Source organism: Peterkaempfera bronchialis (genome assembly GCF_003258605.2).
GTDB classification, from domain to species: domain Bacteria; phylum Actinomycetota; class Actinomycetes; order Streptomycetales; family Streptomycetaceae; genus Peterkaempfera; species Peterkaempfera bronchialis.
On sequence record NZ_CP031264.1, the window covers coordinates 3,211,869 to 3,225,063 of the forward strand.

General features: G+C 73.6%; 12 protein-coding genes. 2 read left to right on the forward strand and 10 right to left on the reverse strand.

The genetic code is table 11. From position 1 onward, the window contains the following. Window positions 1–491: 491 nt before the first annotated feature. Entirely contained in the window at window positions 492–1,739 is a 1,248-nt protein-coding gene (gene purD / locus C7M71_RS14265; protein WP_111492664.1) for a phosphoribosylamine--glycine ligase, read from the reverse strand. Window positions 1,740–2,060: 321 nt separating this feature from the next. On the opposite strand from purD, the gene C7M71_RS14270 reads away from it, so the two are divergent. Next, entirely contained in the window at window positions 2,061–2,849 is a 789-nt protein-coding gene (locus C7M71_RS14270; RefSeq protein WP_229758717.1) for an SLATT domain-containing protein, read from the forward strand. 42 nt (window positions 2,850–2,891) lie between these two features. On the opposite strand, the gene C7M71_RS14275 is transcribed toward C7M71_RS14270, so the two are convergent. The 5 genes from C7M71_RS14275 to C7M71_RS14295 all read right to left on the reverse strand — a co-directional run bounded on the left by C7M71_RS14275 (window position 2,892) and on the right by C7M71_RS14295 (window position 8,156). Beyond that, window positions 2,892–3,539 (reverse strand): hypothetical protein, encoded by a 648-nt coding sequence (locus C7M71_RS14275; RefSeq protein WP_111492662.1) that lies wholly within the window; start codon window positions 3,537–3,539, stop codon window positions 2,892–2,894. 97 nt (window positions 3,540–3,636) lie between these two features. Then, window positions 3,637–4,455, reverse strand: coding sequence for a GntR family transcriptional regulator (locus C7M71_RS14280; RefSeq protein WP_111492661.1), 819 nt, complete (start codon window positions 4,453–4,455; stop codon window positions 3,637–3,639). A 240-nt stretch (window positions 4,456–4,695) separates the two neighbouring features. Beyond that, window positions 4,696–6,051, reverse strand: a complete 1,356-nt coding sequence (locus C7M71_RS14285) for an aspartate aminotransferase family protein (protein ID WP_111492660.1) — start codon at window positions 6,049–6,051, stop codon at window positions 4,696–4,698. A 115-nt stretch (window positions 6,052–6,166) separates the two neighbouring features. Continuing rightward, entirely contained in the window at window positions 6,167–6,769 is a 603-nt protein-coding gene (locus C7M71_RS14290) for a GNAT family N-acetyltransferase (RefSeq protein ID WP_111492659.1), read from the reverse strand. Window positions 6,770–6,872: 103 nt separating this feature from the next. Further along, the gene (locus C7M71_RS14295) at window positions 6,873–8,156 is read right to left on the reverse strand and encodes an adenylosuccinate synthase (RefSeq protein ID WP_111492658.1); all 1,284 of its coding nucleotides are present in this window, start codon (window positions 8,154–8,156) and stop codon (window positions 6,873–6,875) included. 134 nt (window positions 8,157–8,290) lie between these two features. Here C7M71_RS14295 and C7M71_RS14300 point away from each other — a divergent pair, with 134 nt between their 5' ends. Continuing rightward, the gene (locus tag C7M71_RS14300) at window positions 8,291–9,367 is read left to right on the forward strand and encodes a hypothetical protein (RefSeq protein WP_229758718.1); all 1,077 of its coding nucleotides are present in this window, start codon (window positions 8,291–8,293) and stop codon (window positions 9,365–9,367) included. 15 nt (window positions 9,368–9,382) lie between these two features. On the opposite strand, the gene C7M71_RS14305 is transcribed toward C7M71_RS14300, so the two are convergent. The 4 genes from C7M71_RS14305 to C7M71_RS14320 all read right to left on the reverse strand — a co-directional run bounded on the left by C7M71_RS14305 (window position 9,383) and on the right by C7M71_RS14320 (window position 13,145). After that, window positions 9,383–10,627, reverse strand: a complete 1,245-nt coding sequence (locus C7M71_RS14305; RefSeq protein ID WP_111492657.1) for a cytochrome P450 — start codon at window positions 10,625–10,627, stop codon at window positions 9,383–9,385. Beyond that, the gene (locus C7M71_RS14310; protein WP_229758719.1) at window positions 10,624–11,571 is read right to left on the reverse strand and encodes an alpha/beta hydrolase family protein; all 948 of its coding nucleotides are present in this window, start codon (window positions 11,569–11,571) and stop codon (window positions 10,624–10,626) included. The genes C7M71_RS14305 and C7M71_RS14310 overlap by 4 nt, the downstream gene beginning before the upstream one ends. 46 nt (window positions 11,572–11,617) lie before the next feature. Next, complete coding sequence (locus C7M71_RS14315) at window positions 11,618–12,463, reverse strand: tryptophan 2,3-dioxygenase (protein ID WP_111495567.1); 846 nt, start codon at window positions 12,461–12,463, stop codon at window positions 11,618–11,620. A gap of 268 nt (window positions 12,464–12,731) precedes the next feature. Next, the gene (locus tag C7M71_RS14320) at window positions 12,732–13,145 is read right to left on the reverse strand and encodes a DUF3151 domain-containing protein (protein WP_111494930.1); all 414 of its coding nucleotides are present in this window, start codon (window positions 13,143–13,145) and stop codon (window positions 12,732–12,734) included. Window positions 13,146–13,195 lie beyond the last annotated feature (50 nt).

The window sequence follows — 13,195 nt, forward strand, 5'->3', positions numbered from 1 at the left end:
GCCGGTCCTGCTCCGACGGCGGGCACCTCGGCCCGGTCCGAAGAGTTCACGAGTTCACAAGTGGAACGATGGAACGGTGGAACGATGGAGAACCGCCATGGTCCGATCATCGATCGGGCACTCTCCGTGGCGTCTCTGCCACATCTGACGCCTGCGCACGGGCCGCCGTTCCGGATTCCGTCTCCTTCCCCCGAAAGAGGCGGATGTCCCTGGACCGCAGCATCCCCCTGTACGGGCACGGCCACCCGGCGGGACTCCCCCCGAGGTCGCGGCCCGGAACCGCGGTTCTGGGCACCATAAGGCCGCCGCCCTCCCGGCGTCAGCCGGATGCCTCTCGCGTCACCCGAAGGACTGTGCGGGCGGCTCCGTTCGGCACCCGGCGGCGGGCCGGTGCCCGGTCCCGGAAAAGAGTCGGGGCCTTGGGCCCGGTGGTGTGAGGGGCCTCGGCCCTGCACATCACCGGGCCCAAGGCCCCGTCCCGCCGGGACCGCCTACTCGGCGGCCTTCAGCGCGATGTCGGTGCGGTGGTGGGAGCCCGCCAGGCTGACCCTGGCCACCGCGTCATACGCCCGTGCGCGGGCCTCGGCGAGGTCCTTGCCAGTGGCGGTGGCGGAGAGCACCCGGCCGCCGGCCGACAGGATCTCGCCGCCCTCGCCGAGCCGGGTGCCCGCGTGCAGGACGTAGGCGGTGCCGTCGGCGGCCTCGGCCTCGGCCAGCCCGCCGATGGGGTCGCCGGAGCGGGGCGCCGCCGGGTAGCCCTCGGCGGCGATCACCACGGTGACGGCCGCGCCGTCGCTCCAGCGCAGCGGCGCCGACTCGCCGAGCCTGCCGGTGGCGGCCGCGAGCAGCAGACCGGCCAGCGGTGTCTTCAGCCGGGCCAGCACCACCTGGGTCTCCGGGTCGCCGAAGCGCGCATTGAACTCGATCACCCGGACGCCGCGCGAGGTGATCGCCAGGCCCGCGTAGAGCAGCCCGGAGAAGGGGGTGCCACGGCGGCGCAGTTCGTCGACGGTCGGCTGGAGCACGGTCTCCAGTACCTCGTCCACCAGCTTGGGGTCGGCCCAGGGCAGCGGCGAGTAGGCGCCCATGCCGCCGGTGTTGGGGCCCTGGTCGCCGTCGCCGACCCGCTTGAAGTCCTGCGCGGGCTGCAACGGGACCACGCTGACGCCGTCGGTGACCGCGAAGAGCGAGACCTCGGGGCCGTCCAGGAACTCCTCGATCACCACCCGGCCGCAGGACGCGGCGTGGGCGAGGGCGGCCTCCCGGTCGGCGGTGACGACCACGCCCTTGCCGGCGGCCAGGCCGTCGTCCTTGACCACATAGGGGGCGCCGAAGGCGTCGAGCGCGGCGGCGGCCTGCTCGGGGGTGGTGCAGACATAGGAGCGGGCGGTGGGCACCCCGGCGGCGGCCATCACGTCCTTGGCGAAGGCCTTGGAACCCTCCAGCTGCGCGGCCTCCCGGGAGGGGCCGAAGACCGGGATGGAGCGGTCGCGGACGGCGTCGGCGACGCCGGCCACCAGGGGGGCCTCCGGGCCGACGACCACCAGGTCGGCGCCGAGCGAGGAGGCCAGGTCGGCCACCGCGGAGCCGTCCAGCTGATCGACCGGGTGGAGCCGGGCGACCTGCGCGATACCGGCGTTGCCGGGGGCGCAGTGCAGCTCGGTGACGTCGGGGTCGAGGGACAGGGAGCGGCACAGGGCGTGTTCGCGGGCGCCGCCGCCGATGACAAGGACCTTCACGCCTGGCAAGGGTAGTGCCTGGCGGCGCGGGGCCGGTCGGCGCAGGGCCCAGGCCGGGGTGGGGCCGGGCCCAGGCCGGGGCCCGGGCAGGTCTGCGGAATCAGCGATTTGTCGATTCCGTCACTTTTGGGGGCCGCCGAACACCCACTCTCCCGGGTGAAATCCGCAAAGCCCCGCAAATGCCTCCCACCTCGGTGTCCGGCACCCTTCCGCGAGGACGATCACAACGGAAGGTCCCCACGGTCAGCCATTTGGCGGTAAGAAGTCTTCTTGGAGAGCTGCCGGCACCCGGCCGGTACGGCCGCACAGGGAGTCCCACAGGTGAGCCAGCCGGAAATGCAGCCCGAGGAGAACGCCTGGGGCAACGAACCAGGCGAGGAGGACCAGTCCACGGCGACCACCGCCGCCGACGGGTCCAGGCCTCGCCGTACCGACCTGAGCGCGCGCCAGTTCCCCTTGGGTGACTGGGGCGAGCCCGCCGAACGGCTGGAGGAGCTGTACCGCTGGTCGGAGGAGCGGGCCGTCGAGGCCGTCGACTGGTACCTGCGCGACCGCGCCTGGAAGCGCCGCGCGGCCCGCGCGCTGCGGCTGCTGGCCGCGCTCTGCGCGGTCGGCGGCGCGGTGCTGCCGCTGATCGACCTGACCGGGGAGTGGGTCGGCGCCTCGCACTGGGGCTATGTGCTGCTGGTGCTGGCCGGCGCCTGCCTCGCGGCGGACCGCGCCTTCGGCCTCACCTCGGGCTGGATGCGGGACGTCAGCACCGCGCAGGCGCTCCAGCGGCGCCTGGAGGCGTTCCAGTTCGACTGGGCCTCGGAGTGCGTCCGGGAGGTGCTCGGCCCCACCGAGGGCACCGCGGGTGAGGCGGCGGAGCGCTGCCTGGGGGTGCTGCGGCGGTTCTGCGAGGACGTCTCGGACATGGTGCGCAGCGAGACCGCCGAGTGGATGCTGGAGTTCCGCGCGGTGATGACCCAGCTGCCGACCCAGGCCCCGGGCGTCTGGGGCGGTCGCAGCGAGGGCAGCCAGGGGGCCCAGGTGCGGGTCCTCCCGGCGCCGGGCACCCGGCCGACCATGCCGCGCCAGCGGCCCCCGGAGGGGGGGCCGCTGCGCTGAGGGACCGCCCGGCAGGGCGGTACGACGGGGCCGGGGCTGCGGTCAGGCGAAGACGATCATCGAGCCCTGGCCCAGGCTGCGCACCGCCGCCGCGTGCAGTCCGGCCCAGGCGTGCCGCTCCCGGGCGAACGGTCCCAGGTCGTCCAGCGGCGGGTTGAAGGGCTGCTCCAGGTCGGTCGGGGCCAGTGGCCGGGTCGGCATCGGCGGCGCGGCCGGGTCGATGCCCAGCGCCGGTGCCACGACCTGGAGTTCGCGCAGCAGCCCGTGCGCCGAGCCGAGCGGGCCGCCGGCGGCCAGCAGCGTCTCGTCCACCAGCGGCGTCGCGAAGTCCACCGGGACATAGGCGCCGGCGTGGTCGAAGTGCCAGACCAGGTGGGACTGCTCGGCCGGGCCCTCGAACATCTCCAGCAGCTGCTCGTAGTCGCTGCCCAGCTCATCCACCGGCGCCACGTCGAAGCCGGTGAGCTGGAGCAGGTAGGCGCGGCGCAGGAAGTGCAGCGAGTCGTAGTCGAAGGCGGCGACCGGTTCGACGTCGCCGCTCAGCCCCGGCATATAGCGGTACACCGGCACCTCGGGCAGTCCATGCGCCACCAGGGCGGCGTTGTAGACGTCGAGGTCGTCCCGGAAGGGGTTCTCCGGGGCGTGGCAGAGAACGTCCACGAGCGGGACGAGCCAGATGTCGCAGGCCACGGGCACTCCTGTGCGCTGTTCGCGCGAGGCGTCGGGGAGAGGGGACGGGTCGTACACCGTGGCGCTGCGCGCGCTTCACGGGTACCGGAGGCTCACCCTACCGGCCGGGCACCCGGCACGGGTCGTGCTGGCCGGGTACGGCCTGGGACCGGGCCCCGCACCCGTCGGCCGGCGCTGCTGCCGACGCTGCGGCCGGCTCGTCGAAGAGCAGCGGCAGCCGTGCGGCGGCTTCGAGTTGACGGCCGCTCAGCCTGGCCATCAGCTCGACCAGGGACCGGTTGTACTCCACGACGGTGCGCTGCGCCCCGGCGCCGTCCCGCTCGGCGATCCGCTCCACCAGGTCGAGGTGGCCGTCCCAGCAGAGCCGCGACAGGTCGGACCGGCCCCGCAGAAAGGGCGCCGCGTACATCCAGGACTGGACCCGCAGCCAGTCCAGGTAGTCGGCGATCCGCGCATTGCCGAGCAGCCCGGTGACCTCCTGCCAGAACCGGCGGTCGCAGCCGACCAGGACGTCCAGCTGCCCGGCCCGCGCCGCCCGGGTCGCCGCCTCCGCGCGGCGGTGGACGGTCGGCAGCCGGCTCCCGTCGATGCCCGAAGCGCGGCGGCGCAGATGGCGGAAGACATTGTCCGTCAGCAGGATTCGGGCCTCGATGATGTCGAGGAAGTCCTCCCAGGTGAGGGCGGGGACGGCGAACCCCCGGTGGTGCTCGATCCGCAGCAGCCCCTGCGCGGTGAGGTCGACCAGCGCCTCGCGGGCCGGGGTCGCCGAGACGCCGTAGAGGTCGGCGATCTCCTTGACGGTGAAGCGGTGGCCCGCGACCAGCCGCCCGGCCATCATCTCCTCGCGCAGGGCGTTGGCGATCTGCTCACGGAGGCTGCTGCGCCGCACGGCGGTCGGTCCGCTGCCAGCGTGCATCTGCGCACTCCTCCTCGGGGGCCGGCCTTCCGTACACCGTACGCGAAGGGGCCGACAGCACGCCTTGGGGTTTCCCGGCCGTCGGCGGTCGTCGGCTGTCGTCGGCGGTCGTCGGCGGTCGCCGGCGGTCGCCGGTTGTCGTCGGCTGTCGTCGGCTGCCCGGCGTGGACGGCCGACGGGTCGGCGGCCAGCCCGTGGTGCCGGGGCGGCCGCCGACCCGTCGGCGGGGTGTGCTCTGTGTCAGGCGGTGTGGGCGTCGGCGGCGGTCAGCGCCTCGTCCAGGATCGCCAGACCCTCCTTGGCCTCAGCCTCGGAGACATTGCACGGCGGCACCACATGCAGCCGGTTCATATTGACGAACGGCCACAGGCCGCGCTGCTTGCAGGCGGCGGCCAGCTCGGCCATCGGCTGGTTGGCCGCGCCCGCCGCGTTGTACGGCACCAGCGGCTCGCGGGTGGCGCGGTCGCGGACCAGCTCCAGCGCCCAGAAGACGCCCATGCCGCGCACCTCGCCGACCGAGGGGTGGCGCTCGGCCAGCTCACGCAGACCGGGGCCGAGCACCCGCTCGCCGATCTCCCGGGCGTTCTCCACGATCCGCTCCTCGCGCATCGCGTTGATGGTCGCCACGGCGGAGGCGCAGGCCAGCGGGTGGCCGGAGTAGGTGAGGCCGCCGGGGTAGGGGCGCTCGGCGAAGGTGGCCGCGATCCGCTCGGAGATGGCGACGCCGCCCAGCGGCACATAGCCGGAGTTGACGCCCTTGGCGAAGGTCAGCAGGTCCGGGACGACGCCCCAGTGGTCGGCGGCGAACCACTCGCCGGTGCGGCCGAAGCCGGCCATCACCTCGTCCAGGATGAAGACGATCCCGTACCGGTCGCAGATCTCCCGCACCCCGGCCAGGTAGCCGGCCGGCGGCACCAGGATGCCGGCCGTGCCGACCACGGTCTCCAGGATGACCGCGGCCACCGTCTGCGGGCCCTCGAAGGCGATCACCTGCTCCAGGTGGGCCAGCGCCCGCTCGCACTCCTGCGCCTCACTGTCGGCGTGGAAGTTGGTGCGGTACGGGTAGGGCCCCCAGAAGTGGACCACGCCGGAGGTGCCGGTCTCATTGGGCCAGCGGCGCGGGTCACCGGTGAGGGCGATCGCGTTGGCGGTGGCGCCGTGGTAGGAGCGGTAGGTGGAGAGCACCTTCTGCCGGCCGGTGTGCAGCCGGGCCATCCGGACGGCGTTCTCGTTGGCCTCCGCGCCGCCGTTGGTGAAGAACACCTTGTCCAGGTCGCCGGGGGTCAGCTCGGCGATCAGCCGGGCGGCCTCGCTGCGTACGTCCAGGGCGAAGGCGGGGGCGAAGGTGCAGAGCTTCGCCGCCTGCTGCTGGATCGCGGCGACCACGGCGGGGTGCTGGTGGCCGATGTTGGTGTTGACCAGCTGGGAGGAGAAGTCCAGGTACTTCCGGCCGTCGTAGTCCCAGAAGTACGAGCCCTCCGCGCCGGCCACGGCGAGGGGGTCGATCAGGCCCTGCGCGGACCACGAGTGGAAGACGTGCGCGCGGTCGGCGGCCTTGACGGCCTGCCCCGCGGAGGGGTCGGCGGAGATGCTCATGGAGGACACCCTAGGCAGCGCGGCCGCCCCGGGGGCAGCTGCACCCTGTCTGCCGCTGACCCGCCGGCCCGACACCTTGTCACCCGGCCCGGCTCAGTCCCGGCTCCATCCCGGCTCAGCCCTGGGCCAGCCGCTCGGTCAGCCGGGCCCTGGCGGCCGGCCACTCGTCGGCGAGCATCGAGAAGTAGACGCTGTCCCGCCAGCTGCCGTCCGGCTGGAGGCGGTGGCGGCGCAGCACGCCCTCGCGGACCGCGCCGAGGCGGGCGATGGCGTTCTGGGAGCGCTCATTGCGGTGGTGGGTCTTCCACTGCACCCGGCCGTAGCCCAGTTCCTCGAAGGCATGGGTGAGCAGCAGCAGCTTGGACTCGGTGTTGACGGCGGTGCGCCAGACGGCGCGGCCGTACCAGGTCCAGCCGATCTCCAGCCGCTCGTCGTGCTCGTCGATGTCCAGGTAGGTGGTCCAGCCGACGGCGCGGCCGGTGGTGCGGTCGATCACCGCGAAGGCGACATAGCGCCCGCGTTCGGCGTCGGCGAGCAGCTTCTCGGCGATGGCGCGCAGCTCTGCCTCGGTGCGGGGGGTGTCGACCGGCATCCAGCGCCACAGCTCCTCGTCCCCGCCGCCGGCCGCGAAGAGGTCGGGCAGGTGGTCCGTGGTCAGCGGCTCCAGGCGGACGCAGCGGCCTTCGAGGACGGTGGGGGCGGGCGTCTTGGCGGGCATGCCGAGGACTCTAGCCCTGCTTTGAACTAGGTGCAATCATCTTCTGCACTAGTTCAAAGAGGGCCAGAGTCCCGGTGCGGCTTCGCGGCTCCGCGTCAGATGGTCAGAGGAAGGAGTTGATCTCGATCGTCTCGGTGCGGCCGGGGCCGACGCCGACGGCGGAGATCGGGGCGCCCGACATCTCCTCCAGGGCCTTCACATACGCCTGCGCGTTCTTCGGCAGGTCCGCGAAGGTCTTGGCCTTGGTGATGTCCTCCGACCAGCCCGGCAGCATCTCGTAGACCGGCTTGGCGTGGTGGAAGTCCGACTGGTTGTACGGCAGTTCCTCGACCCGCCTGCCGTCGATCTCATAGGCGACGCAGACCGGGATCTGCTCCCACCCGGTGAGCACGTCCAGCTTGGTGAGGAAGAAGTCGGTGAGGCCGTTGACCCGGGTCGCGTAGCGGGCGATCACCGCGTCGAACCAGCCGCAGCGGCGGTCGCGGCCGGTGGTGACGCCGCGCTCGCCGCCGATCCGGCGCAGCGCCTCGCCGTCGTCGTCCAGCAGCTCGGTCGGGAACGGGCCGGAGCCCACCCGGGTGGTGTACGCCTTGAGGATGCCGATCACCCGGTCGATGCGGGTGGGGCCGATGCCGGAACCGGTGCAGGCGCCGCCCGAGGTCGGGTTGGACGAGGTCACAAAGGGGTACGTGCCGTGGTCCACGTCCAGCAGGGTGCCCTGGCCGCCCTCCAGCAGCACCACCTTGCCGGCGTCCAGCGCCTGGTTGAGGACCAGGGTGGTGTCGGCGAGGTACGGGCGGATCTTCTCGGCGTAGCCGAGGTACTCCTGGACCACCAGATCGGCCGGCATCGCCCGGCGGTTGTAGAGCTTGACCAGGATCTGGTTCTTGTCGTGGAGGGCAGCCTCGACCTTCTGCTGAAGGATGGACTCGTCGAAGAGGTCCTGCACCCGGATGCCCACCCGGTTGATCTTGTCGGCGTAGGCCGGGCCGATGCCCCGCCCGGTGGTGCCGATCCGCCGCTTGCCCAGGAACCGCTCGGTGACCTTGTCGAGGGTCCGGTGGTAGGGCGTGATCAGGTGGGCGTTGCCGGAGATCAGCAGCTTGGAGGTGTCGATCCCACGGTCCTGGAGACCCGACAGCTCGGAGAGCAGCACACCCGGGTCGATGACGACGCCATTGCCGATGACAGGGGTGCAGTTGGGGCTGAGGATGCCGGAGGGGAGAAGATGGAGCGCATACTTCTGATCGCCGACGACCACGGTATGACCGGCATTGTTGCCGCCCTGGTAGCGGACCACGTAGTCCACGGAACCGCCGAGGAGGTCGGTGGCCTTCCCCTTGCCCTCGTCACCCCACTGAGCGCCGAGTAGCACGAGTGCGGGCACAGGCGTACACCCCTTCCGGGCGGGGCATCCTGGCGGCGGAAGGCCGCCGGATTCGGCCCCGAGATAGACGAAGCCCCTGGCGCAACAGCGCAAGGGGCTCTTGCACCGAGAGATTACCTGAGGAAGGACCGCGTGTGTCGTCCGAGCGCACGGCGGGGCAGCCGCTGCTGGTGGTCATCGCCCCCACCGCCCGACGGGTGGACGGGGAGTCCGTACGGATCGCCAGGGACGTGCTCTGCGGCAGCGCCGCGGTGAAGGTCGCGGTCCCGGAGAGCCCGGCGGAACTCGACCGGGTGCTTGCTCATCGAGGTCGGAAGCGACCGGTGGTGATCGGTGACGACCGGGCACTGCAACGGGTGGTGCAGACCCTGCACCGGCAGCGTGAGCTGGCCGTCGACGCGGTGGGCCTGATACCCGTCGGCGAGGCCGCCGAAGTGGCTCTGGCCAGGGCTTTGGGCATTCCCGAGGAGCCCGTGGCGGCGGCCCGGACGGTGCTGGGCGGCCATGAGCGGTCGCTGGATCTGCTGGTGGACGACAGCGGCGGAGTGGTGCTCGGCGAGGTGTACATCCCTGGGCGCGCACCGGCCCGTACGGGCGTGCGGGGCGGCGGCGCGCTGCATGACGCCTCGGGCGCCCCCGACGGTACCGGCGCACGCGGGGCGGTCGGGGCATCGGCCGGGCACGCGGAGCCCGAAGAGGCGCACGAGGATCCGGATGGCGCCGACGACCTGCCACCGTGTTCGCCCTCAGCGAAACCGGCTGCGGCCGACCACGGGACCATATCGGCGCCCGGCCCCTGGTGGTCTCTGCTGACCCCGGCCGGGCTCGGCCGCACCGCCCGGACACTGGTCCGCGCGGTACGGCCCGGCACCCTCGCCCTGCCCGGCTCGCCGGGCCACCGGCTCCGGGTGGAGGCCGACGGCGACCTGCTCGCCGACATCGACCGGCCGGTGCGCCTGGTGGCGGTCCGGCTCGCCACCCTGGACGGGGTGCCCGGCACCGCGAACGGGCGGACCGGCCCGGCGGACGGAGCCGTCGAGGTGCTGGTCCGCACCCCGGCGGCCGACCGCGCCCTGCGGGTACGGGCGCGGACCGTCACCGTGGCCGGCCGCGCCTTCAGCTACGAGGCCGACAGTGAACTCTCCGGCCCGGTCCGCTCCCGCACCTGGACCGTCCGCCCCGCCGCCTGGCGGCTCACCGTGCCCGCCTGACCGCCTGACCGCCGCTCACACCTCGACCAGCAGCTCCGACAGCCCCCGGATCACATAGCCGGGCTGCCAGCTCGGCTCCCGTACCACCCGCAGCTCCGGCGCGGACCGCAGCAGCGCGCCGAACGACTCGGTCAGCTCCAGCCGCGCCAGCGGCGCACCCAGGCAGAAGTGGATGCCCGCGCCAAAGGTGATGTGCGGGTTGTCGGTACGCGCCAGGTCCAGCCGGTCCGGGTCGGCGAACCGCTCCGGGTCGCGGTTGGCGGAGCCGAAGAGCAGCGCGACCTCGGCGCCGCGCGGGATCGACACCCCGGCCACCTCGATGTCGTCCAGCACCCAGCGCTCGAACATCTGGAGCGGGGTGTCGTACCGCATCAGCTCCTCGATCGCGGTGGGCAGCAGCCCCTCGGGATCGGCCCGCAGCGCGGCCAGCTGGTCGGGGTTGCGGAACAGCGACCACCAGCCGTTGCCGGTGGTGTTCACGGTCGCCTCGTGGCCGGCGTTGAGCAGCAGCACGCAGGTGGAGATCATCTCCTGCTCGCTGAGCTTCTCCCCCTCGTCGTACGCGGCGATCAGCGCCGAGACCAGGTCGTCGCCCGGGGTGCGGCGGCGCTCGGCGATCAGCGCGCGGAGGTAGTCGGAGAACTCCACGCTGGCGCGCACCGCCCGCTCGGCGGCCTCCGCCGTCGGGTTGAGTTCGAACATGCCCACGATCCCGGCCGACCAGGGCCGCAGCAGATGCCGGTCGCTCTCCGGGACACCCAGCATCTCCGCGATCACCGCGACCGGCAGCGGCTCGGCGACCCTGGCGATCAGGTCGCCGCCGCCGTCCGCGACCAGGCCGTCGACCAGCTCGGCGGCGATCCGCTGCACGGTCGGCCGCAGCGACTCCACCATGCGCGGGGTGAACGCCTTGGAGACCAGGCGGCGGATGCGGGTGTGGTCGGGGGCCTCCAGGTCCAGCAGCCCATTGCCGTTGAGCGTGTGGAAGGGCTCGTGCTCCGGCGGCGGCGCGGTGCGGCCGAACTCCTCGTGGCTGAAGCGGTGCAGATAGGTGCGGCCCAGGCGGCGGTCGCGCAGCAGCGCGCTGACATCCGCGTGCCGGGAGACCAGCCACTGGTCGCTGGGCGCGTAGTACGTCACCGGGGCGTGCTCGCGCAGGCCGGCGTAGACCTCATACGGGTGTGCCACGAACTCGGGCGACCACGGGTCGAAGCCCCACGCGGGAGCCGAGGGTGTGGAGGGGGTCGGGGTCGGCGTCACTTGCTGCTCCTGCGCTGGCGGCCGGTGGCCGGTGGGATTGCTGCGGCCACTGTAGGCGCGGCTCTTTCCGGGCCTGCGGGGAGGTCCGCGGGGCCGCCGGACCCGGCGTGGGCCGTGGCGTCGGCGAGTCCGCCGAGCGCATCCAGCAGGGCCGTGCACGCGGCCGTACCCGGGTCCACCGGGGCGAAGTGGCCGGTACCGGGCAGCACGACCAGCCGCACCCCGGGGTCGGCTGCGGCATACACCCGGGACTGGGCGAGCGGCACATCCGGGTCGTCCTCGCCGTGCAGCAGCACGGTGGGGACCCCGGTCGGCCCCAGGGCCGCCGGGTCCGCATACGGCAGCCGGGCCGCCACCCGGTCCCCGCCGCCGAGGAACGCGGTGGCGGCCCCGGCGCCGAGGCCGTCCCGCACGGCACCGGCCAGGTCCGCGACCGGGGCCACCGCCAGCACCCCGCGCGGGCGGCGGCCACCGCGCCAGGGGGCGTCCGGCGGCAGCAGGTGCCGGGCGGCGGCCCAGAGCGCCAGGTGACCGCCGGCCGAGTGCCCGAGCAGCAGCGGCGGCTGCTCTCCTGGCAGGGTGTCCACGGCGCGGGCGAGGTCGTCCAGCGTCTCCGCCCAGCCGTCGGCGCCGCCGCTGCGCCGGTACTCGACCAGCCCGACGGTGAAGCCATGCGCGGCCAGGTGCGCCGCCAGCGGGGAGAGGTGGCGGCGGTCGTACTCCTGCCGCCAGAAGCCGCCGTGGATCAGCAGCACCGCCGGCGCCCCCGGGTCGGCGGCCGGCCATAGGTCGCAGACCTGGTCCGGGTGGCCGCCGTAGCGCAGGGTGTGCGGCGGCTCGGCCGGAGGCCGGTGCAGCGCCCGGTGCTCCTCCGCCGCCGGGTCGGGCACGGCTGCGGGGGCGGGCACGGCTGCCGGATCGGGCACGGCTGCCGGATCAGTCATGGCCGCCGGGTCAGACATGGCTGCCGGGTCAGACATGGCCGCCGGGTCAGACATGGCTGCGGGCCGTCCACAGCTCCGGGAAGACCGAGCGGGTGGCCCGCTTCTCCAGCCAGGCCACGCCCGGCGAGCCGCCGCTGCCCGCCTTGGCGCCCATCGCCCGGCGGGTGGCCAGCAGATGGTCGCTGCGCCAGCGCCACACCAGTTCGCCGATGTCGGTGAGCACCTCGCCGAGGGCCACCAGCGGGCTGTGCTGCGGACCCGCGTAGACCTGCCGCCAGACCTCCTCGACACCCGGGTGGGCGGTGTAGCGCTGGGTGACGTCGCGGTGCAGCACCTCCTGCGGCACCGGCAGGCCCTGCCGGTGCAGATGCTCCAGCACCGCGTCGTAGAGGCTCGGCTCGGCCAGTGCCGCCGCCAGCTCGGCATGGACCCGGGGGTGGCCCTTGTGCGGCTGGAGCAGCGACAGCGACTTGTCCCCCAGCAGGAACTCGACCTGCCGGTACATCGCCGACTGGAAGCCGGATGCCTCGCCGAGCGCCGTGCGGTAGGCGTTGAACTGCACGGGGGTGAGCGCGGCGATCGGCCGCCAGGAGTCGTTGAGCGCCTGGTGCGAGGTGAGGCTGCGGCGCAGGGCGTCCATGGCCCGCTCGGTGTCGTCCTTGTAGAGCGCGTCGCGGGCGGTGCGCCACTCATGGACGAGGAGGGTGAACCAGAGCTCCATCACCTGGGTGGTGACCAGGAAGGCCATCTCGCCGGGGTCGTCCGAATACGGCTGCTGGAGGTGGGTGAGCACGGAGGCGTGCACATAGTCCTCATACGGCGTCGTCCCCTCGAACTCCAGGGTGGGTATGCCCTGCGCGGAGTCTGCGGCGACGGTGTCGGGGTCGTTCATAGGGGTCTCCTCATCGGCTCCGAGAACCGCTGCGATCCCTATCATGCGCCGCCGGACCAGGGAAGGGGCCGCCGTGGGCACGCCCGGCTGCGGAGGAGGCCGGCTCCGGCTCTGACGACGCGTCGGCGTACCTGGCGTCGGCGTACTTCGCGGCGGGCGGAGGAGGGGAGGCCGGCCGACCGCAGGCAGCGGCCGGCCGGGGCGAGGCGGGTGGGGCGAGGCGGGTGGGGCGAGGCGGGTGGGGCGAGGCGGGTGGGGCGTGCGGGGGTCAGCCCAGGGTCTCGGCGGCGGTGGGCGAGCTGTCGCGCAGGAACTGGGCGCAGCGCTCGGCCTCCGGCTTCTCGCCGATCGCGTCGGCGGCGCGGGCCAGGGCGTGCAGGGCGCGCAGGAAGCCCCGGTTGGGCTCGTGCTCCCACGGCACCGGGCCGTGGCCCTTCCAGCCGTTGCGGCGCAGCGCGTCCAGGCCGCGGTGGTAGCCGGTGCGCGCATAGGCGTACGACTCGACCACCCGGCCGGCCGCGAAGGCGTCGTCGGCGAGCTGCGCCCACGCCAGGGAGGAGGTCGGGTGCGCCGCCGCCACCTCGGCCGGAGATGCCCCTCCGGCCAGCAGCTCCATCGGCTCGGTCTCGGCGGGCAGCCGGGTCGGGGGCGGGCCCCCGAGCAGGTTCTCGTGGATGCTCATGGCTCCAGTCTGCACGGTGCCCCGGTGCGGGAATCCGCACCGGGGCACCG